Below are 24,377 nucleotides of genomic sequence, written 5' to 3'. Positions count from 1 at the left end.
TTTGTGCTTTTTTTAAACCTGATTATGCAAAAAAACTTCTTATTTATAGCCGCAATCTTCTTATTTTTAGAAGTTTATATTTTTCAGGCAATAAGAACCTTAACAGATAATTTCTGGGTAAGACTAGGCTATATCGTTTTATCTTTGGCTGTTTACGGCGTTTTTGCCTACGAAGTCAGCCATTTTCAAAGAAGTGATCGAAGTACAGAAAGAGCTCAGATCACAATCTCTTTATTTTTAATTTTTATTTTACCTAAAATTTTCATCGTTCTGTTTTTATTGGTTGACGATATTTTCAGAACAGGAGGTTATTTGGTAGGATTAACAAAACCTACTGAGAATTTCTTCCCGGAAAGAAGGAAGTTTTTAAGCTTAATGGGATTAGGTCTAGGTGGTGTACTTTCTGCTCTTTTCATAGACGGGATCACCTTTGGAAAATACCGTCACACAGTAAGAAGAGTAAAAGTAAAATTTGCCAATCTTCCTAAAAGTTTTAAAGGATATAAAATCATTCAAATCTCTGATGTTCACAGCGGAAGTTTTTCTGATCCGAGCAAACTGCAACACGCCATTGATTTAATTAATGAGCAAAATCCAGATTTAGTCTTATTTACGGGAGATATGGTAAATAATGTGGCGGATGAATTCAAACCATTTATTCCTTTATTTTCTAAAATTAAAGCGAAAGATGGGAAATTTGCAGTCTTAGGAAACCATGATTACGGCGATTATGTAAAATGGAATTCCAAGGATGAACAAAACAAAAACCTTGAAACCTTAATTGATTATCAAAGACAAGCTGGTTTTGATATGCTTCGTAATGAAAATAGAATTATTGAAAAAAACGGAGAGAATATCTATATTTTAGGTGTTGAAAACTGGGGATTAAAGCCATTTCCACAATATGGAGATATTGATAAAGCTCTGGAAAACGTTCCGCAAAACGCCACTAAAATTTTAATGAGCCACGACCCTACTCATTTTGATTACGTAGTGAAAAAACATCCTAAAGATATTCATTTGACGCTTTCAGGACATACACACGGAATGCAGTTTGGTTTAGATTTAAAAAATATAAAATGGTCTCCTGTACAATACCGCTATCCAAAATGGGCTGATTTGTACGAAAGTGAAGGAAAAATGCTCTACGTAAACAGAGGTTTCGGAGTTTTAGGCTACCCAGGAAGAGTTGGAGTTTTACCTGAAATTACGCTTTTTGAATTGAGTTAAAGATGCGAGGTACACGATACGAGTTTCGTGTTGCGAGATTCGCAATCAGGGATTTGGGTTTCGAGGTTTTTAGTTTCAGGTTTAAATCTCGAATTTCAATCCTCGAATCTTTAAACTCGAATCTCGGAACCAGAAACTCGAAACCCGAAACTAAAAAATATAATCCTTCATTCTTGAAGTTGCCAATTCCTTTTCATTGATCCATGAAAGAAAAGCTTCCAGTTTATCTTCCATTTTTTTTCCTAAATAAAACCTTCGGTAAAACGGAACTTTAAACTGATATTTATTAAGGTCGGTAAACTGCCAAGATTCAAGGTAAACCAAAACAAAATCATCATTTTTCAAGGTTTCAAAAACCATATTCTGATAATACTGCATCGGCAAAATCTGAAAGACAAAATCATTATAAGGCAACTGACTGTATGGCGAAATACTTTCCGGAACAATGCTTAATCCGTTGTCTTCGATGATTTCAGAAGTTCTTTTTAATCGTTTAAAAGGAAACAAAATGTCAGCATGATCGATGTTTGAGATATAATTAAAACCGATTGATTTTAATTCTTCCAAAGAAAACTGATTGTCTTTTTGACGAATTCCTTTGATCTGTTTTTCAAGAAATTCCTGAATCGTTTTTTTTACCTGATCGATCTTTTCAAGACTAGAATCCTTATTATAAAAAGCAATTTCATGCCCTTGAGCAGAAATTGCTTTTAGTAAATTCTGAAGTTTTTCTGCAATAGAAATTTCTACAAAAAAACTTGCTTTTATATCGTGAAGATCTAAGATCCTGAGAATTGCTTTGGTATTACTTTCGGTAATTTTCAATCTTTCATCATCAGAAATAACGATGCTGTTTTTAGTTCCAGCCTCAAAGTTTACGATGTTAAAAGTGAGCAATATCATTCAATAGATTTTAGATTAAATTAATTATTAAAAGAGCGATTAACACTCAGTTTAATTAATTTTTATTCAATTTTACTTTTAAATTTTTGATCATATCTTTCGACATCTCAGAAATTCCGAAATCATAAGATAATCCCCAATCTTTTTTAGCAACAGAATCATCAATTGAAGCAGGCCAAGAATCTGCGATCGCCTGTCTGAAATCCGGTTTATAATCAATTTCAAATTCAGGAATTTCTTTTTTAATTTCTGCTGCCAATTCTGCTGGAGTAAAAGACATTCCGCCTAAATTATAAGAAGAACGAACGGTAAGACTTTCTTTTGGAGCATCCATTAACTGTAACGTAGCGTTAATGGCATCATCCATATACAACATCGGCATTCCTGTATTTTCAGAAATAAAACTTGTATATTTTCCTTCTTCGATCGCTTCGTAGAAAATTTCAACAGCGTAATCTGTAGTTCCTCCACCTGCAGGAGTTTTCCAAGAAATCAAACCGGGATAACGGATACTTCTTACATCTACTCCATATTTATCAAAATAATATTCGCACCATTTTTCTCCCGCCATTTTAGAAATACCGTAAACAGTTGTAGGGTTTAAAACTACATCCTGACCTACATTTTCTTTTGGAATTCCTTTACCGAAAACAGCGATAGAACTTGGCCAGAAAATCTTTTTAAGCAAACCTTCTTTTGCAAGCTCACAAAACTGAAGAAGTGGCTCAAGATTTAATTTCCATGCGAAAATGGGTTGTTTTTCTGATGTTCCTGATAAAAGAGAAGCTAAATGATACACTGTTGTGATTTCGTAATCTTTAATGACCTGTCTTACCAATTGCGTATTGGTAACATCCATTCTTTCGTAATGTCCGGCAGAAGTAAGACCTTTTTGCCATCTGTCAAGACCCGAAGCAACTACATTATCAGCTCCATGTATCTCTACCAATCTGTTCGTCAACTCAGTTCCGATTTGCCCTAAAGCCCCTGTAATCAATATTTTTTCCGTATAAGACTCCATTTTACTTTTTATTATTATGATAAAAGCAAAAATAGAAATTTTAGACCCTATTTTAAAACAAAATTGTAAATTCGATTACAATTTTTACAAATGAAAAAAATTATTATTTCCTTCATTTTGCTTTCTTGCTCGCTTTCAGCACAGTACACTGATATTAATATTGTAAAAGAAGTTAAAGTGAAAAACAAAGGAGTTGTAGTTTCTGCGCATCCATTGGCAAGTGAAGCCGGAGCAAAAATTCTTAAAATGGGCGGAAATGCTTATGATGCAGTGGTCGCTACACAATATGCTTTAGCTGTTGTTTATCCTCAAGCCGGAAATATTGGCGGCGGCGGATTTTTGGTAGGTGTAAAAAATAACGGAGAAAAATTTACGCTCGATTACCGTGAAACAGCTCCTAAAAACGCTTCCAAAAATATGTACCTCAGCAAAAACGGAAAAGCCAATACCGATTTGTCTCAAAACGGAAGATTAGCGGTTGGAATTCCTGGAAGTGTGGCGGGATTTTTTGCGACTTTAAAGCATTGTAAACTTCCGATGGAAAAACTAATTCAACCTGCCATTGATTTGGCTGAAAAAGGTTTTGCTATTACCGAACAGGAAGCCAGATTATTAAATTCCCATAAAGAATATTTTCAAAAATATAATAAAACATCCAATGCATTTGTAAAAAACGAGGTTTGGAAATCAGGTGACATTCTGATACAGAAAGAATTGGCAGAAACTTTAAAATTAATTCAAAAATCAGGATTAAAAGGATTTTATGAAGGAAAAACTGCTGAACTTCTGGTTTCAGAAATGAAAAAAGAAAACGGAATTATCACTTTAGAAGATCTGAAAAACTATAAAGTTGCCGAAAGAAAAGCACTCGAATTTGATTACAAAGGGAACAATGTTATTTCGATGCCTTTACCTTCAAGCGGCGGAATTCTTTTAGCACAGATGCTAAAGATGTCGGGTTATGAAAATCTAGAAAAATATCAACAAAATTCTACGCAGGCAGTTCAAATTATGGTGGAAGCCGAAAGAAGAGCTTTTGCCGACAGAGCTGAATATATGGGTGACCCCGATTTTATTCAGGATAAAACAGCCTATTTAATTTCTGACGATTATTTGAAAAACAGATGGAAAAGTTTTAGTTTTAGTAAAGCTACGCCAAATTCGGAAGTAGAAAAAGTCATTAATCAACCCAAAGAATCTACGGAAACCACACATATTTCAGTGATTGACAAAGACGGAAATGCAGCTGCTGTTACCACAACGCTAAATGGTTTGTACGGAAGTAAGGTTGTTGTTTCGGGAGCAGGTTTTTTCTTAAATAATGAAATGGATGATTTCTCTATAAAACCAGGTGTTTCCAATATGTTTGGTGCAGTTGGCGGTGAAGCAAACGCAATTCAGCCTAATAAAAGAATGCTTTCTTCGATGACACCAACAATTGTTTTGAAAAACGGGAAACCTTATATGGTTGTAGGAACTCCGGGCGGAACGACTATTCCAACTTCTGTTTATCAGTCGATTGTGAATGTGATTGATTTTAAATTGAATACCAATATGACTGTTAATTCTCCAAAATTCCATCATCAATGGCTTCCTGAAACGGTATCTTTTGAAAAGAATTTTCCGGAAACAACAATCAAAGATTTAGAAAAATTAGGTTATAAAGCTGAAAGGGTGAATCAATTGGGAAGAACGGAAATGATTGTCATAGACGATAATGGAAATATTCATGCTGTTGCAGATGGTCGTGGTGATGACTCTGTTGCAGTAGAATAATCTACTTAAAATTTATTTTCCTATTTTTCGTTCTTAAAAAAGTAAACTCATCTCTTTTGAAAGCAAAAAAATTCTACCAGCAACTCTATTTTCAGGTAATTGTTGCCATTACTTTAGGAATTCTCTTAGGAAATTTCTACCCCGAATTAGGTGAAAAAATGAAACCTCTAGGCGATGGATTCATTAAATTGGTTAAAATGATCATTGCTCCGGTCATTTTCATTACGCTTACTTTAGGAATTGCCCACATGACAGACCTGAAAAAAGTGGGAAGAATTGCCATAAAAGCAATGCTCTATTTTTTTACATTTTCAACGTTAGCATTGATAATCGGTTTAATTGTAGGAAACATTATTCAACCTGGAGCAGGTTTAAACATTGATCCAGCAAGTTTATCAGGCGATGTTTCGCAATATCAACAAAAAGCACACGACACGACGCTCACCGGATTTATCATGAATATTATCCCGGAAACACTATTCAGTCCGTTGATTGGAGATAATATTCTTCAGGTACTTTTGGTGGCTATTTTAATGGGAATTGCTTTGGTTTTAACGAAAGAAAAAAGCGGGAAAGTCACAGAATTTTTACAGGTTTTGGCTGCTCCTATTTTTAAAATCGTTCATATGCTGATGAAACTAGCACCAATCGGAGCTTTCGGAGCAATGGCTTTTACGATTGGAAAATATGGTTTAGCTTCCGTTTTAAATTTAATTTTTCTTGTAGGAACTTTCTATATCACCTCTATCCTATTTGTCGTTTTGGTTTTGGGAGCTGTTGCTTGGTACAATGGTTTTAATATTTTTAAACTGATGTATTATTTAAAAGAAGAACTTTTGTTGGTTTTAGGAACAAGTTCTTCAGAATCTGCACTTCCCGGAATTATGGAAAAGATGGAAAAAGCAGGATGTTCCAGAGCGATTGTAGGTTTGGTAGTTCCCACCGGATATTCTTTTAATCTTGACGGCACCAATATTTATATGACTCTCGCCTCATTATTCATTGCGCAAGCTTTAAATATTGATCTTTCTATCGAAAAACAACTGATGCTTCTTTTGGTGGCAATGCTGAGTTCGAAAGGGGCTGCAGGAGTTACAGGAGCTGGCTTCGTAACTTTGGCGGCAACTTTGGCTGTGGTTCCTGAAATTCCGATTGCGGGAATGACCTTAATTCTAGGAATTGATAAATTTATGAGTGAATGTCGTGCTTTAACGAATGTCATCGGAAACTCTGTAGCAACTGTAGTTGTAGCCAATTGGGAAAAGCAATTAGATAAAAAACAGCTTCAATATTGCCTGCAAAACCCAAATGAAATTGAGAAAAAACTGGAAGTTTAAAGATTGTTTTAATGAAAATTTTCACAAAATTCATAATACTATTTATTGCAGGAATTTGTTTAGCCTGCAACGAACAAAATAATAACAAAAAGATGAATGGAAATAATCCTGTTGTATATTTTGAAATTCCTGTTACCAATATTGAACGGGCAGAAAAATTTTACACGAATGTTTTTAATTTTAAATTTGAGAAAGAAATAATTGACGATTATGAAATGATGCTTTTCCCTTTCAAAGAAACCCAAAGCGGAATTTCCGGAGCTTTGGCAAAAGGAGACGTTTATAAACCAACGAAAGATGGAGTGATTATTTATTTTAAAACCGAAAATATTGATTCTGTATTAAAAAAAGTTTTAGAAAACAAGGGGAAAATTCTTTATCCAAAAACCTTAAACGAAAAACATGGTTTTGCTGTTGCCGAATTTGAAGACAGTGAAGGAAACCGAATTGCCCTTCATGAAACCATAAACAATAGGCAATAAAGTTTTTTTAATCTATATGATTAAAACCATAAAAAATATAGGTTCTAAGTATTTACTTTGTAATACATTATTATCGTAATGATAATTTTTTCATCATTTGTGTTTTTAGCCTTCTTCACGGAAGGCTTTTTTATTTCACAATGATTTTAAATTAAAATATTCAGACTTGAAGGCTGAACTTTCACATGAATCGGAGATTTTATTTTGTTGAATTCTCCATCAAGATGCCAGTTTTTGGTATTTACTTTAAACTCTATTTCTGAAACCGGAAGATACGTGATGTAATCATCTTCTTTTAGTTTTTTGGTAAACATTCTGAACGCAAAAAGCGGCGAATACGTCAACGGAAATTTTTTCACCAAAACCATATCAACCAGACCATCACTTTTGCTCGCCATTGGCGCAATATAAGCGTTGTTTCCAAACTGACGGGTGTTGGCAATATTCACCATCAAATACTTTCCGTTGTACTGCTTATAATTTTCATCAAAAAACTTAAGCTTGATTGGTTTATAATTAAAAAAAGTCTTCAAAGAAACTTTGATATAATTTTTAAATCCGCGATTGGTTTTTTCAAATTCTTTAACGACTTTCCCATCAAAACCAGTTCCTGAAACATTGATAGAAAGTCTGTCATTTATCGTAAAAGTATCTATTTTACGAGATTTTTTAGCTTTTAATTTATCTAATAATTCATCTAAATTTTTGCTGAATTGTGTTTCATTAGAAAAACCATTTCCCGATCCTGCCGGAAAAATAGCTAATACTTTTTCGGTATTAATGAGTTGTTTAGCGACCGTAGAGATCGTTCCGTCGCCTCCGATGGCCACAAAAAAATCAACCTCATCGAAGTTTGTTTTGATAAAATCATCAGTTCCCAAAATAGACTCAGAAATATAGTACAGAGGATTTTGTACTTTATTTTTAAGTTCGTTCAGAAATGGCTGGTAATTTTTTTTTGCCGAAAAAGGATTGATGATAAAAGCTACTCTTTCCATTGCCACAAAAGTAAAAAATGCTTCCTGATTTGGAAGCATTAATATTAGTTAATTTTCATTCTCTTTTTAAATTCCGGATTAATTGTTCTGTCGAGCTCTTTCCAAGAGACAGGAATTACAATATCTCCGGCTGCAAAAGCTGCAATTTCGTAAGGGCTATAATGGAAATAGAGATTTTTCTCATCAAAGTAAAAATCTTTGTTTGCCGGAATTACATCCACCAAAAGCATATCTGAATTTTTAACCGGACCATCAGAATCGGTTGTTCCGCTCGGAAGTTTGTCGATATTTTTCATTAAAAGTTCTTCCAATCTTGTTTTTGGCATTGTGGTAATATCTTTTAAATCTAATTTTTTGTTGTTTTTTAAATCAAAAACTCGTGTATCGAAAGAATAATTACCATGCGCTCCGCCTTGATACGAAGTATGTAAATATTCAATCTGAAGAAAATCATCGTTTTGAGAAATCAGTTTCATAAACGAGCCTGCTTCCCAGGTTTGCGGATTCTGAATATCTGAAATCCATTCTTTGCTGTCTTCTTTTACCGATGAAACAAACTCAGCTTTATCTTTATTTAAAAAATTTTGTAATCCTTGTTTTGAATAGTCCGTAATTCCTGTTTTATCGTAATAAATACTGTCTAAAAGAGCTTTATCTTTTAAAGTCGGGAAAACCAATACTTTTGAAGCATAATTTACAGAAAGTTTATCGTTAATCTTTACAGAATCATTTACTTTAAGAGAATCTATTGTGAATTTTTCAGGACTTTTATTCTCAGCTTTTGTGTCAACTTTTTCTGATTCTGTCTTTTTACATGCAGACAAAAGGAAAGCTGCCGAGAACAGGATTAGTACAACTTTATTTTTCATAATAATTTATTTTTCGACTAGAATGCAAAAACCATTCACAAAATGAATGGTTTTAAAAATTTGTATAAATAATCGATTATTTTTTAATCAAACTCATTACCTGACTTTCAGAATCTGAAATTACTTTCCAGATTTTCTTGAATGCAGGGTAGTATTCTTTAGGATAATCTGCACTTGCAATATTATATTCAGAAATCGTTATAATTCTATTATCTTTTTTCTCTACTGTGTAAGAATAGCTTATTTCTTTATCTTCAGTAACGATTTTTTTACTTTTTGGTAAATCTGCTACATCATATCCTTCAGGAATTTCTATTTCTACAACCTTCGTTTTACTAATTGGCGAAATAAAATCAATCATATATTTTCTTTCATCCTGCTGATCAAAATCATTCCTGGTCTGATGTAAAAATAAAAGAGGGTTCATAATCATTTTTTTTCCTACATTATCGATCATATTGTTTGAGTTGAAGCTCATAGTAGACCGAAACTCTCCCCCTTCCAAAACTCTAGAGTTGATATTATCAAAACCTACTGAAAAGTTTTCCTTATACTGTTTTTTATACTTATCAGGATTTTCATCAAAGTTTTCTTTTGCATTCATAGCCATCATCCCTTCATCCTGATCTTGATAAGCACCTGAAATTGTACCATCTGGATGTATTTTTGCTTTGACAGTGTGACTATTATAACTTATATTAATGTTAGTAAGCGAAATAACTTCTGCTTTGTCATCTTTCACTAAAAGTCCATTGTCATTCCATACTCGTGAAGGTAAAAGATTGGCCTTTGACTGTTTTGATGTTGCATCAAAAAGATAAAATGTTTTGTTGATTTCTGCCCCTACAATCACATAATTAAAATTACCTAAATTAGGGAATGTCAAATTTACACTTCCGTTTCTCACAGTAGAAATAAGAATAGGATATGCGGTAATGTTTGCACTTCTCAGCATTGCTGTCAACATTAAGTTAAGATCAGCATCATTTCCTGTCTTATTTTTAATAAGATCTCTGATTCCGTTTTCTGCATAAATACCATTACTCTCATTCCATGTAAAGTTAGTCTTTACATAATCTAAAATTTTATTTGCCTTAGAAAGATCATTTTTTTCATCAAGAATTCCTGCAGGAAGCAGCTCTTTTACCAATCTATCTTTTTTATACTGTGATCCAAAATCATCATGATCCCATAATTTTTTTCTGATATCTTCCCAAGTAGAAGTATACGTTTTAAGATTATTGCCAAAATAAGTTGAATGAATCTCTGCTCTGATTTTCGTTCTGTAGTTATCGTTATTTTTCACAAACTTTTCAGTCTTAAATCCTTTCAGATTGTCATAACCGAACCTATAAGTCCTATGTTGTGATCCATACAGTACATCTTCTTTCACGATTTTATATTTCGGAAGTAAACTTCCTGTAAAATCTACATTATAAGACATTTGGGTTGGTGAATCGAAAACATATTCTGTATAAACAGAAGGAACATCCAACTCTATATAAATCATTGGAACTTCATAGGCAAAAGGAGAAGAAACCTCATAATGATATTCTATAATAGAACCATTTTTTATAGTAGGAAAAGCATATTTACTTACCGTAATATATTTATTTTCTTTTGATTTAAATTTTGAGCTTTTATCAACTTTAGTTTCAACTACATTATCACCTTCAAGGTTATACACCAAAGCTTTCATATTATTTAAAATCTCACGGTCTCCGGAGGTGTTATCAAAAAGAGAAACCTCCAGATTATGCCAAACTTCAGACTTTTCTTTTTCGTAAATTTTTATACGATAAGAATATTCTTTTATAAGTTTTCCGGTACTATTATCAATACGATAATGTATGGATCGATACAGTATTTCTGCAGGAGCTTTCGGATCAATCTCTGATTTCTCTTTTTTAAGATCATCTTTATTAAACTTAGGCATCTTTAAGAACTTTTGATCCTGTGCGAAAAGAGCTGTACTTATACAAAATACCGAAAATAGGGTTATTATATTTCTCATTTATGATTTTTTTGAAATTAAAATTTTTGAGTTATCGGCATTCATTACTTTTTTTCTGAAACTTACATAGTCATTGTATTTATCTTTAGAATGAAGCCCTTTTTTCATTTGGAAAAACCTTTTTACAATAAGCTTATCTTCTTTTTTTTCAAAAGAAATTTTATACGTACCAAATTCTGAATTTACATTTCCGTTTTCCGGCATTTCTTCAATGATATATCCTGCAGGAAGCTTATAAATAATCTCATATTCGTCTTCGTAAGAAAAGCGATTTTCAAAAGGAAGACTTCTGTTTTCATCTTGATGGTATCTAGCATTGGCATAAATAGGAACAGCTCTGAAAATATAACTAGAACCTACCATTTTAGAATAATTAACAGCTTTAAAATTCAGATCAAAATCGATTGTTGCTAAATCTCTGTTATTTTTAAAATCAGACATCTCAACCTTATCAAAATCTAATATAGAAAGTGTATTCTTTATGGTATTATTTTTCTCAGCCTGCCCTAATCCTGCAAATACTAAATTAAAATCATACTGATTTCCGGTATAAGTAAATTTACCATTCCCGGTAATCGTTTTATCTGGATTTAGCTGAATATTTAAAACCTGTTTTTCTTTATTTTGTTGTGAAGAATAGCTTGGAGTTTCCATAATCTCGATTCCATCAGGTTTTACAGCTAAAACATTCCTATCAGTTGTGCTGAAACTTAAATGATTGTAAGCCATTTCCTGAGATGTATTTTCCAGCCAGATATTTCCTTTTTCTGTTGGAACACATAAAATAATATGATTACCTCCCATTTTAGGAAAATCTTTATCAAATGAAATAGAGGAAGAACCGGAAATGACTTTACAATAATATGACGGTATCCCAGCTTCGTCCAAAAGTATTTTCATATAATTTGAAAGACCTTTACAATCACCATAGCCTTTTTTCTGCACTTCATCCGGCATCATGGGTTGCCAACCTCCAATTCCTAAGGCTACGAAAACATATCGTGTTTTGCTTTGCATATACTGATAAATTTTCTTCACCTTTTCTTCTGTAGATCCGGAAAGATTAAGTGCTGCAATTTCAGCTTTTATTTGAGGAGTAGAAACTGAAACCGGTGTCAAAAGATTGTTATAATACCAAACTCCGAAATCTTTCCAATTAGTAATACTTCCTTTTTTTCCTACCAGATTAAATTGATCCAAAGAAAAACTTACTTTTGGCAAAATTTTCTGAGGATTGGGAACCATATCTTCTTGATCAATTACCGGAATATTTTCGTAAGTATATAATTTCCCACCGTCTTGATCTGAAACTTTTACAGAAGCAAATCCGAATGGTGAATCATACGTCTTAGATCGTAAATTGATTCCTGATTTATTGATAACCTTAAAACTACTTTTCTGTAAAGAAATATTAAAATCATTATAAGGTGTAAAATCAGGAATAAAAATAGTATTCTGATCTTTCTGATCATAACTAAATTCAATGGTATAAGGATAGCTTGTAGGTATATAAGAGAGATACATCATTCTACTATCAGAATGAAATGTATCTTGAGAATTGGCTGCAACATCCGTGAAATCACTTTTAGAATAGCTTTTTATTTTAGCACCCTTTTCATCATATACTGTTACTTTGACGTTAGAAACCGTGTTTCCTTTTTCATAATATATTTTTGGAAGCGAAAAACCAACTGCATCTTTATTGATTACTGTAATTGCTGAAGAGTTCCGGTAAACGATTTCGTCCACTTTATTGATTTCCAAAACTGTGCTTTCATTTCGAATGACAGCACTTGCGTTCTTTTTTAAAACATCACTAATTTCTGATACCGGATAACTTTGTGCATAGTAAAAAGAAGCTAAAGAAAATGCTCCTACACACCATAATTTCATCATTGTTAATATTTTCCTCAAAAATATAAAAAATCTTAATAAAATGTTAAAAAATTATCATGAATATAAGAATTATTAGATTTTTTTTAATCAAAAAAAGGCTCCATAAAAATGGAGCCTTTAAAATATTATTTAAAAAGATGATTAAACATCGATCTTAGCATATTTTGCATTTTTCTCGATAAACTCTCTTCTTGGTGGAACTTCATCTCCCATCAACATAGAGAATACATTATCTGCTTCTACTGCATTATCAATCGTTACCTGCTTCAGAATTCTGTGTTCCGGATTTAGAGTAGTTTCCCAAAGCTGCTCCGGGTTCATTTCCCCAAGACCTTTATAACGCTGAACTTCTACACCTTTTCCGTCAGGAGACATTTCTAAAGTTAATTCTTCACGCTCTTTTTCGTTGTAAGCATATATTTTTTTGTTCCCTTTCTTTAATAAATATAAAGGCGGTTGTGCAATATAAATATATCCGTTTTCAATCATTTCTTTCATGAATCTAAAGAAGAACGTAAGAATCAAAGTAGAAATGTGAGAACCATCGATATCGGCATCGGTCATGATCACTACTTTATGGTATCTTAACTTCGCCATATTTAAGGCTTTGCTATCTTCTTCAGTTCCTACAGAAACTCCAAGAGCTGTATAAATATTTTTAATTTCTTCGTTATCATAAACTTTATGAAGCATTGATTTCTCAACATTCAAAATTTTACCTCTTAACGGAAGAATCGCTTGAAAATGTCTGTCTCTACCCTGCTTTGCAGTTCCACCTGCCGAGTCTCCCTCGACTAAGAATAATTCAGATTCTGCAGGATCTTTTGATGAACAGTCAGATAGTTTTCCAGGAAGACCAGAACCTCCCATCGGAGATTTTCTCTGAACCATTTCACGAGCTTTCTTTGCAGCCTGTCTTGCTTTTGCAGCCAAAACAACTTTCTGTACAATAAGTTTTGCTTCGTTTGGATTTTCCTCAAGGAAGTTGGTAAGCATTTCACCTACAATTTTATCAACAGCTCCTGAAACTTCAGAGTTACCCAATTTGGTTTTTGTCTGTCCTTCAAACTGAGGCTCCATAACTTTTACAGAAACTACAGCCGTTAAACCTTCACGGAAGTCATCACCAGTAATTTCTACTTTTTCTTTAGCAGGAATTCCTAAATCATCTGCATATTTCTTCAACGTTCTTGTCAAAGCACGTCTAAAACCAGCTAAGTGAGTTCCTCCTTCATGCGTATTAATATTATTAACATACGAGTGAAGATTTTCGCTGAATGAAGTATTGTAACGCATTGCTACTTCAATCGGAATGTTTTCTCTTTCACCTTCCATGAAAATAACATTCTCCATGATTGATTCACGGTTCCCGTCAATAAATTCAACGAATTCTTTCAAACCACCTTCAGAATGGAAAACTTCAACAGCAAAAGACCCGTCTTCATTTTCTTCTCTTTCGTCAATTAAAGTAATTGTAATTCCTTTATTTAAGAAAGATAATTCTCTTAATCTTGCAGCAAGCGTATCATAGTTATACACCAATTCCTGGAAGATAGTTCCGTCTGGCTGGAAGAAAACTTCAGTTCCTCTTTCGTCAGTAGTACCAATTTCTTCAACCTGTGTTAAAGCTTTACCTTCAGAATATTTTTGCTGATATAATTTACCGTCACGGCTAACTGTAGCCACCAACAACGTAGAAAGTGCATTCACACAAGAAACCCCCACACCGTGAAGACCACCAGAAACTTTATAAGAATCTTTATCAAATTTTCCACCCGCTCCAATTTTGGTCATTACAACCTCAAGTGCTGATTTTTGTTCTTTCTCGTGAAAATCTACAGGAATACCTCTACCATTATCTTTTACAGAAATACTTTCACCTTTGTGTATGGTAACTAATATCGTATCACAATGACCTGCAAGAGCTTCGTCAATAGAGTTATCTACCACTTCATAAACCAAATGATGAAGACCTCTTGTTCCTACATCTCCAATGTACATAGATGGTCTTAGTCGAACGTGCTCCATCCCTTCTAAGGCCTGGATACTACTAGCTGTATATTGTTTTTGACTCATATAAATTTAAATAAATTTGCTTAATGCAAAGACCCACAAATATCGTGATTTTTTTCGACTTATGAAAGTAATTTCCATTATAAAATATCAGAATTTATCCTAAAAAACAGAGTTTATTTTAACTAAAAAAAACAATAAAGTTACAATGCAGATTTGAATTGATTGGAATGTTTTAAATCATATTTCTTCTCAACAATTTATCCTTAACTTTAAACTTGAAAAATTAAATTTTATGGATGATTTTATTGCTGCACGCGCCCAAATGGCGCTTTCTTTAGGTTTTCATATCATCTTCGCCTGTGTTGGAATGGTAATGCCTTTTTTAATGGCATTTGCCCACTGGAAATATCTTAAAACCGGAAACGAAATTTATAAAGGTCTTACGAAAGCTTGGAGCAAAGGAGTTGCAATTCTTTTTGCAACTGGTGCAGTTTCCGGAACGATGCTTTCATTTGAACTCGGGTTGCTCTGGCCTGGTTTTATGAAACACGCAGGACCTATTTTCGGAATGCCTTTTTCTCTTGAAGGAACAGCGTTTTTTATTGAAGCTATTGCTATTGGCTTTTTCCTTTACGGTTGGGATAAATTTAATAAATGGTTCCACTGGTTTTGTGGATTTTTGGTCGGCTTAAGCGGTTTAGCTTCAGGAATTTTAGTGGTTGCTGCAAATGCGTGGATGAATTCACCAACCGGATTCGACTATATCAATGGACAGTATCTCAACATAGACCCTATAAAAGCCATGTTTAATGATGCTTGGTTTCCACAGGCTTTACATATGACAGTTGCCGCTTTTTGTGCAACAGGATTTGCGGTTGCGGGAGTTCATGCTTTTTTAATTATGCGAAAGAAAAATGTAGAATTTCACACCAAAGCATTTAGAATTGCTGCAGCTTTTGCGATGATTGGTGCTTTCGGCGCTCCTTTAAGTGGTGATGTTGCTGCAAAATCTGTGGCTGAAAGACAACCTATAAAGTTAGCCGCAATGGAAGCTCATTTTGAAACTGAAAAAGGAGCAGCTTTCGTATTGGGCGGAATTCCTGATGAAGAAAAAGGAGAAATTAAATATGCTATAAAAATTCCAAAAGTTTTAAGTTTTTTGGTGAGTAATGATTTTAATGCCGAAGTAAAAGGTTTAAATGATTTCCCGAGAGATGAATGGCCACCTGTTGCTGTTGTACATTATGCTTTTCAGATTATGATTTTCTTTGGAGTTGTGATGATCTGCATTGGAAGTCTTTATCTTTATTCTTTCTTCTTTAAAAAAGATTGGCTGAATAAAAACTGGCTTTTAAAAACATTTCTTTTTGCTACACCTTTTGGATATATTGCTTTGGAAGCAGGTTGGACAGTCACAGAAGTCGGCAGACAACCCTGGATTATCTACGGAATTATGAAAACCGTTGACGCTGTTACGCCGATGCCCGGAATTCAGTATTCATTTTATTTCTTTACGGCTATATTTATTTCATTGTCATTAATTATTATTTTCCTTTTGAGAAGACAGATACAAATGGTTCCCAAACTTTACGACCCTACAGACCCTCAGTTTAATTCTAAAAACAAAAAATCATGATCTACGTTGTAATTGGTTTTCTATGGCTTTCCGTATGTCTTTATGTGATTTTGGGTGGGGCTGATTTCGGAGCCGGAATCGTAGAATTAATGACCAAAAAGAAAAACAGAAAGTACACCGAAAAAATCATGTACGAGTCGATTGCTCCTGTTTGGGAAGCCAATCACATGTGGCTCATCATTGCCATTGTAATTCTGTTTGTAGGATTTCCTGAAATCTACACCACCTTGTCAACTTACCTTCACATTCCGTTAGTATTAATGCTTGTCGGAATTATTGCAAGAGGTACAGCATTTACTTTCAGACATTATGATGCGGTGGAAGACCGATGGCAGATTATTTATACTCAGATTTTCTATTATGCAAGTCTCTTAACACCTTTTTTCTTAGGTTTAATAGCCGCTGCAACTGTTTCACAATCGATCAATCCCGATGCAAATAATTTTTTAGACTTATATGTTTTCAGTTGGCTCAATTGGTTTGGTGTTGCGGTGGGATTATTCACCGTTTCGCTTTGTGCCTATTTGGCATCCATTTTTTCTTTACGGGAAACCAGCGATAGACTGGAATTAGAATTAATGATTCACAAATCCCATCAAACAATGATTTTTGTAGTCATTACAGGATTGCTAGTATTTTTAGCAGCTTATCTTTCCGGTATCCCTTTAACAAAATGGATTTTCTCAAAATATCTTGGAGTGATGTCTATTAGTTTTGCAACAGTTGCTTTAGGTTTAATTTTAAGAGCCATGCATAAGAAGAAATTACTTCCCGTAAGAGCTTTGGCAGGATTCCAAATCATTATGATTTTAGTGGCGGCAACTTATCAACACAATCCTGATATTATTTTATTAGGAAACGGGCAGCATCTTTCGTTATTAGAACATGTAGCCTCACCAAAAACCATTTCTGCTTTGGGATGGGCTTTATTATTAGGTTCCCTATTTATTTTACCTTTTTTATTTTATCTGATGTTTTCATTCTCAAAAGCATCAAAAAAATAAATGATTTTAAATTTTGATAATTTTTAAACTCCTGAAAATTTACATTTTTTCCGGCCAGTTTACATCCAGTGTTCTGACCGGAAACGGAATGCTTATTTTGTGTTGATCAAAAGCTTTTTTTATGGAAATAATCGCATCATGCCCCATTTTAAGATAATCTATCTGCTCCGTAGATTTACACCATAAACGTACGGTAAAATTGATTGAACTATCGCCAAATTCCTGATAAAAAAGGGTAATTTCTTCTTCAGGATCAAGACCTTCAATATTTTTTAAAGCATCAACAGCAATCTGAGCTACTTTTTCTAAATCAGCATCATAAGAAACTCCTACTTTCAGATCGAGACGGCGTTTGCCAAGAAGCGAATAATTTTCTACCGGATTCTGAAAGACATCTTTATTCGGAATAATGACCATTTTCCCCTGAAAAGTTTTGATAACAGTGTCACGAAGATTCACCTCCATTACTTTTCCCATATAGTTTTTAACCGAAACAATATCACCGATATGAAGAGGTTTTCGAAACGAAATAAAAATTCCCGAAATAAAGTTGGCTGCAATATCCTGAAATGCAAAAGCCAAAGCCAACCCAAAAATTCCGGCTCCGGCAAGAATTGAGGTTACCGCTTTATCGAGTTTTAAAATACTCAATGCCGTAAAAAAAACAACACCAAGAACAGTGATATAAATAAATGTACTGAAAAGATGGGTTATCGTATGATTGGAAGAAATTTTACCGAAAATTTTCAATGTCAGTTTCCTGATCCATTTTGCAACGAAAAATCCAATTACCAAAATAAATGCTGCCAAAAGCAGGTTGGGTAAAATTTTTACAATTTCCCGGAACCAAAGTTCAAGTTTTTCATCGATTAGCTCTATAGCTTTGTTGAGATCAAACATAGATTAAGATTGTGTTTTTTATTGACCATTTCAGCCATTTTAAATGTATAAAAAATATATGACTTAAAATATTTTTTATAAATCTTAGATTTTCAAAGCATTATTTCTTCAACAAAACAACTTCTACTCTGCGATTTTTAGTTTTATCCAATTCCGTTTCTTCGGGATACGCAACAGGATTGAGATGGCCGAGTCCTTTTGCTGTAATTCTGCTGGAATCAATTCCGTTTTTTAATAGAAATTCTTTGATTGCATTGGCTCTGGTAAAAGAAAGATTGAATGTTTTTAAATCTAAATCTTCACCATCAAAATTTTCATAATCACAGCAAATATGTCCCTGCAATTCGATTTCTAATGTCGGGTTTTCTTTCAGATTTTTTAAAAGTTTTACGATTTCAGATTGTCCTTTCGGAAGCCAAACATGACGGCCTCCAACAAAATTAACATTTGGAAGCGCAAAAGTATCTTTCACTTTCATCTGAGAAACTTCCGTACTTAAAAAACTGGGCAAAGCATTTCTTGAAATTTTCTCTCCCGAAGCAAAAGCTTTTTCAATAAAAATATCAACCCTACGGTTTTTTCCACGCAGTTCGTCGGTACTGTTGTCATTGATTTGTTTTTCTTCACCCAAACCAACAACACTGATTAATTGGATGTTTTCTGAAATTTTATTCTGAAGATAATTACGAACTGTATTTGCACGGTTTCCGGAAAGTTTATTATTGTATTCATTCATTCCGGAAGGATCACAATTTCCAAAAATTTTGAATTTTAAGCTGGTTCTTAATTGTGCTAAACTATCCAGTTTTTGTTTAGATTCAAGATTTAGTTCGTAAGAATTGTGTACAAAATAAACAGAAGTCATCATTTGCGCATTCAATCCTGTTGAAATTAAAAAGAACAAAACAAAGTATTTCATCTGGTTTTGAGTTTTCTTTACAACGGAAAAATATTTAATTATTGTTTCAGAAAACAAAAAATTCCTGAAAATAATTTCAGGAATTTAAATATAATTTTATTTGATAATTAAGCTTAAGCCAATTTCATCAAAACAACTTCGTTGATCTTCTCTACTTTTACCAAGTTTCCTTTCGTTAAAGTTTTTGAAGCTTTATCCCATTTTTTACCGGATAATTTACTCATCGTTTTCACTTCAGCCAAAGCAATTTGCTCACCTGATTTCAAAATATCAAGAATCAAATGCTCATCTTCTCCCAATTCGATTTGAGGAACCAATTTTTCAGGTCTCATTTGTGGGAAGAACAATACTTCCTGAATTGAAGGATTGTTGGTTAAGAACATAATTAATCTGTCCATTCCGATTCCTAAACCAGAAGTTGGTGGCATCCCATATTCTAAAGCTCTCAAAAAATCTTCGTCGATAAATCCTGTTGCTTCATCGTCTCCTTTTTCAGCTAATTTTAATTGCTCTTCAAAACGCTCTCTTTGGTCAATAGGGTCATTTAATTCTGAATAAGCATTCGCTATTTCTTTACCACAAACCATCAATTCAAAACGCTCAGTAAGACCTTCCTGGCTTCTGTGCTTTTTAGTTAAAGGCGACATTTCGATTGGATAATCGGTAATGAAAGTCGGCTGAATGAAGTTTCCTTCACACTTTTCACCAAAAATTTCGTCAATCAATTTTCCTTTCCCCATCGTTTCGTTTACTTCGATACCGATAGATTTTGCAAAGTCAAACAATTCCTGCTCAGATTTTCCTGTAATATCAAAACCTGTATATTTTTGAATCGCTTCTGTCATAGAAACCCTTGGATAAGGAGCTTTCCAGCTGATTGTATGCTCACCGAAAGTTGATTCTGAATTTCCGTTTACAGAAGTTGCACAGAATTCTAATAATTTCTCTGTAAAATCCATCATCCAATTGTAGTCTTTGTAAGCTACATAAATTTCCATTGCGGTAAATTCAGGATTGTGGGTTCTGTCCATTCCTTCATTTCTGAAGTTTTTCGAGAATTCATAAACTCCGTCAAAACCACCAACGATTAACCTTTTAAGGTACAATTCGTTCGCAATTCTTAAATATAAAGGAATGTCTAAAGCATTGTGATGCGTAATAAACGGTCTTGCAGCAGCTCCACCTGGAATTGACTGTAAGATTGGCGTTTCAACTTCAAAATAACCTGAATCATTAAAGAAAGTTCTCATCGCATTGAACAATTTTGTTCTCTTCACGAAAATTTCTTTCACTTGTGGGTTCACCGTTAAGTCTACATAACGCTGTCTGTATCTCATTTCTGGGTCGTTGAACGCATCATGCACGACTCCATTTTCATCAGTTTTTGCCTGCGGAAGCGGACGTAATGATTTGGTAAGCAACGTAAAGTTTTTTACCAAAACAGTCATTTCACCAACCTGAGTTGTGAACAATTCTCCTTCAATACCGATAATATCACCGATATCTAAAAGGTGTTTATAAACGTCGTTGTATAAAGCTTTATCTTCTCCGGTACAGATTTCATCTCTGTTGAAATACACCTGAATTTTCCCTGTAGAATCCTGCAATTCAGCAAAAGAAGCCTTCCCCTGAATTCTACGAGACATCAATCTTCCCGCAATCTTCACCTGTTTACTTTCAGAAAAATTCTGTTTTATAGATTCTGTAGTATCTGTAACGTTGTATTCTTCTGCAGGGAATGCCTTGATTCCCATTTCAACAAGCTTATTCAGCTTTTCTCTTCTAATGATTTCCTGTTCTGATAATTGCATTTCTTATTTTTATAAAAGCATACAAATTTAGGTATTTTTCATCAAAAAAAGACAGGGTTCCCTGTCTTTAAAATAAATTTTCAAATAATTATCTATTATCTTGTTCTAAAGCTTTTAAGAATTCTAAACTGTTCGGATCTTGGTGAGCCTGCAGGATTCACTTGTCTATAAACCAAATTGCCACCAGTTACTTCAAAAACAAAATCATCTCCTGAAGTAACATCAAAAGTTAAAGTATTAGTACCTGATCCCGTAATAATAAGATTATTAGGGTTATTATTACCAAAATCATGTCCAGAAGAAATTACCTTAAATCCTGTTTCTCCAGACCAAAGTATATCTGCAAATTTTACAACCCCCGTTCCCGCGGCACCCTGTAAAAAGGCAGTATGAAATGTAAACCTCACAATACTTCCTCTATTAATAGAACATAAAGTAGTATTTGCCCCAGATGCTGCAGTTGTATAAGTACCATCAAATGTAATTGCATTTACATTATTATTTCTTATATCCGATTTGGCTAATAAATTTCCATTAATACCAATACCTAATGCTGAAAAATTATTATAATTAATAGATGAATTTTGTTTCAAATTAGTAGCACTCAAAGGTAAAATTTTCATCACAGACTTTGTATTTGTACCAGCAGTCACTTCGAACTGAGATGAAGGATTAGACGTATTAATACCTACATTGCCATTGTTTAGAATAGTCAGCACTTCAGAACCTGAGGAATTATTTATTTGCAATCCTTTGGTTGTTCCGGTATTATCTTTAGTTAAAATATCTAGTTTAGCAGCAGGGTTATCAGTATTAACACCCACATTCCCTTGTTGAGCAAAGCATATTATATTTATGTTTGTTAAAAATAAATAAAAAAAGAATTTTTTCATATCAATTATTTTTAAAGTGATCTAAAACTATAAAAAATGTTAAACGGAACTGCGGATGACGAATTTTGAGTTTGATACTCCAATTGTCCAATAACATTTCCCGCACCAGTTGAGCCATTCAGAGAAGCCTTAAAGACCATATCTGCACCAGTCGCAAAATCAAAAGTCAATGTATTAGTTCCAACACCTACAATTGTAAGGGCATTAGTCCCAGTATTAGCTTCATTTCCGAAAGCTGCAACTCTAAATCCACCATTTCTAGACCAAGTAATATCAGCATATAATACAGAATTATTACCCATAACAAAATCTGTTGAAACCTGAAACTGAACGATACTTCCACCATTGAGATCAATTAATTTTGTAACAGAAGCAATGGCGTTATATGCACCATCAAAAGTCACGGCTGCATTACTTGTAGTTCTTATATCATATTGTTGAAAAACATTTCCATTATTATCAATCACCAATGGGCTATATTGATTATAATTAATTGATGTTACCGTTCTATCTTTTGTATTACTAATATTATTTAGTTTCAAGACAGATTTTGTAACAGCACCAGAATTCACATTAAACTGAGCCGTATTGGAAACACTCAAAGGACTATTAACACCAATATTACCATCATTTTGTACTGTGAACATTTCAGCTAATGTTGAATTGGATATTTTTAATGATTTTGTACTACTTGTATTATCTGTTGATACAATTTCAAATGTAGCAGTTGGATTTTGCGTATTAATACCCACTTGGGCATAGGACAAGCCGCCAATTAATAGTAATAAAATTTTCTTCATAATGTTTTTTTTTAAAATAAAAGCAAATATAATTTATTTTATTCATTTTTTTAGAATAATAAAAAATTTATACTTAAAAACAAACAATCCAACTATTTTAAATTAAAAAACTGAATATGAATAATTTACATTATTTAAAATTTTATTTTTAGTAAAATAAAGAAATGAAGTCAACTTATACTCACATACTTAACTCCCTCATAAAGGAATAAATGTCCAAGCTAAAATCCTGCTGATTTTCTGACCTTGAGCCATGTCAATAGTTTTCACCTCAACAGCTTTTATTTTGTTTAAAAGTGAAGTTAGCTTGGAAAGGTTTTCTTGCTTAGAAACTAAACATGTAAACCAAAGAATTTGCGATGAGTATATTGCGCTTTCTTCAACCATTTTTGAGATAAAAGCCAGTTCACCACCTTCGCACCACAACTCAGATTGTTGCCCTCCGAAATTGAGATTGGTTTTGAGAGTCTTTGATTTTTTAAGATTTTTTGTCTTCCTGAGATTTCCTTTCATTGCAGATTCTTCAGAATCATGGAAAGGCGGATTGCACATTGAGAATGTGAATCGATTTTCTGGAGAAAGAATATTTTTGAATATAAAATTCGAATCTGGTTGAAATTTCAACTGAATATGGGATGAAAAATCAGGATTATCACCTAAAATCTTCTGAGCATTTTCTAAAGATTTCTGATTGATATCGGTTCCCAACATTTCCCAACCGTAAGATTGATGAGCAATTAAAGGATACACCAAATTGGCTCCGGTTCCGATATCGAGCCCTTTTACGGAAATACCTTTTGGAATTTCTTTAGAATTTTCTGCCAATAAATCTGCGAGATAATGAATATAATCTGCACGCCCAGGAATTGGCGGACACAAATTCTGGTCAGGAATACCCCAGTTTTTAATTCCATAAAAATGCTCCAATAAAGCTTTATTCAACAGTTTGACAGCTTTAGGAATACTGAAATTAATCGTTGGCGTACCATAAGAATTGATAAAAACATAATGTTTCAATTCAGGCACACAAGAAATCAGCAGTTCAAAATCATAAGAATTTCTGTGCAGATTTCTTGGGTGCAGAGTTGATTTTTCGGCAGTCATTTATTTTTTCTGACTTAAAATATATTCTACCATTTTTTTGGCGTCATCTTTAGAAACTTGCGGATGAGGCTGCATAGGTACACTTCCCCAAACACCACTTCCGCCTTCAATAATTTTTGAAGCCAAGATTTCGATGTCTTTTTCAGAGTATTTCTCCGCAATTTCTTTATAAGATGGGCCTATCGTTCTTTCCACAGCATTATGACAAGCCATACAATCAGAACCTTCAATTAAATCTTTTCCCGAAATATTTTTATTTACAGGTGTAGAAATATCTGTAGAATCTGTTGATAAAGCTTGTGAATCTTCTTTTTTAGAACAGGAAACAATAAATAAGCTTATCAATCCTGTCAAAAACAGCTTTTTCATTATTTTGCAGCTGTAGAATCTGTTGCAGGTGCAGGTGTTGCTGCTACCGGAGCTGGTGTAGAATCTGTTTTCTTAGCCGTAGAATCTACTACTGTAGTTGCTGCAGGCTCTTCTAGCATGATGTTGCTGTCTTGTAAAGATTTGTCAGCTTTTTTTGAGCAGCTTACTGCGAATATACTTCCGATAAATGCGATTGCTAATAACTTTTTCATATCTAAATACTTATTTTTTCTAATTTTCAAATGAAATCAATTTGCGATTTCACTTTTTAATAATTTCGGTGACAAAAATATAAAAATAAAGTTTTATAATAAGAGTGTTCTTGCCTTTTTTAATCATATTTTGAAAGAGGCTGTTAATTAATAATGATTATATTTAAGGTTGATTTTAAAACTAATA

21 protein-coding genes are annotated in these 24,377 nt (G+C 33.4%); 6 read left to right on the top strand and 15 right to left on the bottom strand.

Annotated features, from left to right (window positions below):
• The first annotated feature begins 24 nt into the window (after positions 1-24).
• Complete coding sequence (locus tag FDY99_RS19085; protein ID WP_139423309.1) at positions 25-1,230, top strand: metallophosphoesterase; 1,206 nt, start codon at positions 25-27, stop codon at positions 1,228-1,230.
• Between the two features lie 150 nt (positions 1,231-1,380).
• Here the strand turns inward: FDY99_RS19085 and FDY99_RS19080 are convergent, their stop codons facing one another.
• Positions 1,381-2,133 carry a polysaccharide deacetylase family protein gene (locus tag FDY99_RS19080; RefSeq protein ID WP_139423308.1) on the bottom strand — a complete coding sequence of 251 codons (753 nt, stop codon included), beginning with the start codon at positions 2,131-2,133 and terminating at the stop codon, positions 1,381-1,383.
• Positions 2,134-2,188: 55 nt separating this feature from the next.
• Positions 2,189-3,154, bottom strand: a complete 966-nt coding sequence (locus FDY99_RS19075) for an NAD-dependent epimerase/dehydratase family protein (protein ID WP_066677291.1) — start codon at positions 3,152-3,154, stop codon at positions 2,189-2,191.
• Between the two features lie 90 nt (positions 3,155-3,244).
• Between FDY99_RS19075 and ggt the strand changes: the two genes are divergently transcribed.
• The 3 genes from ggt to FDY99_RS19060 are packed head-to-tail and all read left to right on the top strand — an operon-like array spanning position 3,245 to position 6,749.
• A complete protein-coding gene (gene ggt / locus FDY99_RS19070; protein ID WP_139423307.1) occupies positions 3,245-4,930 on the top strand; it encodes a gamma-glutamyltransferase in 1,686 nt (561 codons plus the stop codon).
• A gap of 56 nt (positions 4,931-4,986) precedes the next feature.
• Positions 4,987-6,267 carry a dicarboxylate/amino acid:cation symporter gene (locus FDY99_RS19065; RefSeq protein WP_139423306.1) on the top strand — a complete coding sequence of 427 codons (1,281 nt, stop codon included), beginning with the start codon at positions 4,987-4,989 and terminating at the stop codon, positions 6,265-6,267.
• Between the two features lie 11 nt (positions 6,268-6,278).
• On the top strand, positions 6,279-6,749 hold the full coding sequence (locus FDY99_RS19060) for a VOC family protein (RefSeq protein ID WP_228448857.1): 471 nt from the start codon (positions 6,279-6,281) through the stop codon (positions 6,747-6,749).
• 146 nt (positions 6,750-6,895) lie between these two features.
• Here FDY99_RS19060 and FDY99_RS19055 read toward each other — a convergent pair whose 3' ends face one another.
• The 5 genes from FDY99_RS19055 to gyrB form a co-directional block, all read right to left on the bottom strand.
• Positions 6,896-7,786 (bottom strand): diacylglycerol/lipid kinase family protein, encoded by an 891-nt coding sequence (locus FDY99_RS19055; RefSeq protein ID WP_394344545.1) that lies wholly within the window; start codon positions 7,784-7,786, stop codon positions 6,896-6,898.
• 5 nt (positions 7,787-7,791) lie between these two features.
• Positions 7,792-8,616 (bottom strand): DUF3298 and DUF4163 domain-containing protein, encoded by an 825-nt coding sequence (locus FDY99_RS19050; RefSeq protein ID WP_139423305.1) that lies wholly within the window; start codon positions 8,614-8,616, stop codon positions 7,792-7,794.
• Positions 8,617-8,692: 76 nt separating this feature from the next.
• A complete protein-coding gene (locus FDY99_RS19045) occupies positions 8,693-10,630 on the bottom strand; it encodes a transglutaminase-like domain-containing protein (RefSeq protein WP_139423304.1) in 1,938 nt (645 codons plus the stop codon).
• Positions 10,631-12,526: a DUF3857 domain-containing protein gene (locus FDY99_RS19040; protein ID WP_139423303.1), complete on the bottom strand. Its 1,896-nt coding sequence runs from the start codon at positions 12,524-12,526 to the stop codon at positions 10,631-10,633.
• A gap of 141 nt (positions 12,527-12,667) precedes the next feature.
• Positions 12,668-14,602 (bottom strand): DNA topoisomerase (ATP-hydrolyzing) subunit B, encoded by a 1,935-nt coding sequence (gene gyrB, locus FDY99_RS19035; RefSeq protein ID WP_139423302.1) that lies wholly within the window; start codon positions 14,600-14,602, stop codon positions 12,668-12,670.
• Positions 14,603-14,834: 232 nt separating this feature from the next.
• Between gyrB and FDY99_RS19030 the strand changes: the two genes are divergently transcribed.
• Together FDY99_RS19030 and FDY99_RS19025 are read left to right on the top strand one after the other, a co-directional pair.
• Positions 14,835-16,178, top strand: coding sequence for a cytochrome ubiquinol oxidase subunit I (locus tag FDY99_RS19030; RefSeq protein ID WP_139423301.1), 1,344 nt, complete (start codon positions 14,835-14,837; stop codon positions 16,176-16,178).
• The gene (locus FDY99_RS19025; protein ID WP_066677304.1) at positions 16,175-17,182 is read left to right on the top strand and encodes a cytochrome d ubiquinol oxidase subunit II; all 1,008 of its coding nucleotides are present in this window, start codon (positions 16,175-16,177) and stop codon (positions 17,180-17,182) included. Before FDY99_RS19030 ends, FDY99_RS19025 begins: the two co-directional genes overlap by 4 nt.
• Before the next feature lie 39 nt (positions 17,183-17,221).
• Here FDY99_RS19025 and FDY99_RS19020 read toward each other — a convergent pair whose 3' ends face one another.
• From FDY99_RS19020 to FDY99_RS18985, 8 genes are all read right to left on the bottom strand, one after another.
• The gene (locus FDY99_RS19020; protein ID WP_139423300.1) at positions 17,222-18,082 is read right to left on the bottom strand and encodes a mechanosensitive ion channel family protein; all 861 of its coding nucleotides are present in this window, start codon (positions 18,080-18,082) and stop codon (positions 17,222-17,224) included.
• 100 nt (positions 18,083-18,182) lie between these two features.
• A complete protein-coding gene (locus FDY99_RS19015; RefSeq protein WP_139423299.1) occupies positions 18,183-19,001 on the bottom strand; it encodes an OmpA family protein in 819 nt (272 codons plus the stop codon).
• A 113-nt stretch (positions 19,002-19,114) separates the two neighbouring features.
• Positions 19,115-20,812, bottom strand: coding sequence for a lysine--tRNA ligase (gene lysS, locus FDY99_RS19010; RefSeq protein ID WP_139423298.1), 1,698 nt, complete (start codon positions 20,810-20,812; stop codon positions 19,115-19,117).
• Between the two features lie 95 nt (positions 20,813-20,907).
• Positions 20,908-21,705, bottom strand: coding sequence for a hypothetical protein (locus tag FDY99_RS19005; protein WP_139423297.1), 798 nt, complete (start codon positions 21,703-21,705; stop codon positions 20,908-20,910).
• Between the two features lie 11 nt (positions 21,706-21,716).
• Positions 21,717-22,505, bottom strand: a complete 789-nt coding sequence (locus FDY99_RS19000; protein ID WP_139423296.1) for a hypothetical protein — start codon at positions 22,503-22,505, stop codon at positions 21,717-21,719.
• Positions 22,506-22,703: 198 nt separating this feature from the next.
• Positions 22,704-23,609, bottom strand: a complete 906-nt coding sequence (gene rlmF / locus FDY99_RS18995) for a 23S rRNA (adenine(1618)-N(6))-methyltransferase RlmF (protein WP_139423295.1) — start codon at positions 23,607-23,609, stop codon at positions 22,704-22,706.
• Entirely contained in the window at positions 23,610-23,978 is a 369-nt protein-coding gene (locus FDY99_RS18990; protein ID WP_139423294.1) for a c-type cytochrome, read from the bottom strand. It abuts the gene before it with no gap.
• Positions 23,978-24,190: a hypothetical protein gene (locus FDY99_RS18985; protein ID WP_139423293.1), complete on the bottom strand. Its 213-nt coding sequence runs from the start codon at positions 24,188-24,190 to the stop codon at positions 23,978-23,980. The genes FDY99_RS18990 and FDY99_RS18985 overlap by 1 nt, the downstream gene beginning before the upstream one ends.
• Positions 24,191-24,377 lie beyond the last annotated feature (187 nt).

The sequence above is a fragment of the Chryseobacterium mulctrae genome (assembly GCF_006175945.1).
GTDB classification, from domain to species: domain Bacteria; phylum Bacteroidota; class Bacteroidia; order Flavobacteriales; family Weeksellaceae; genus Chryseobacterium; species Chryseobacterium mulctrae.
This window is presented reverse-complemented; position numbering and strand designations above follow the sequence as displayed.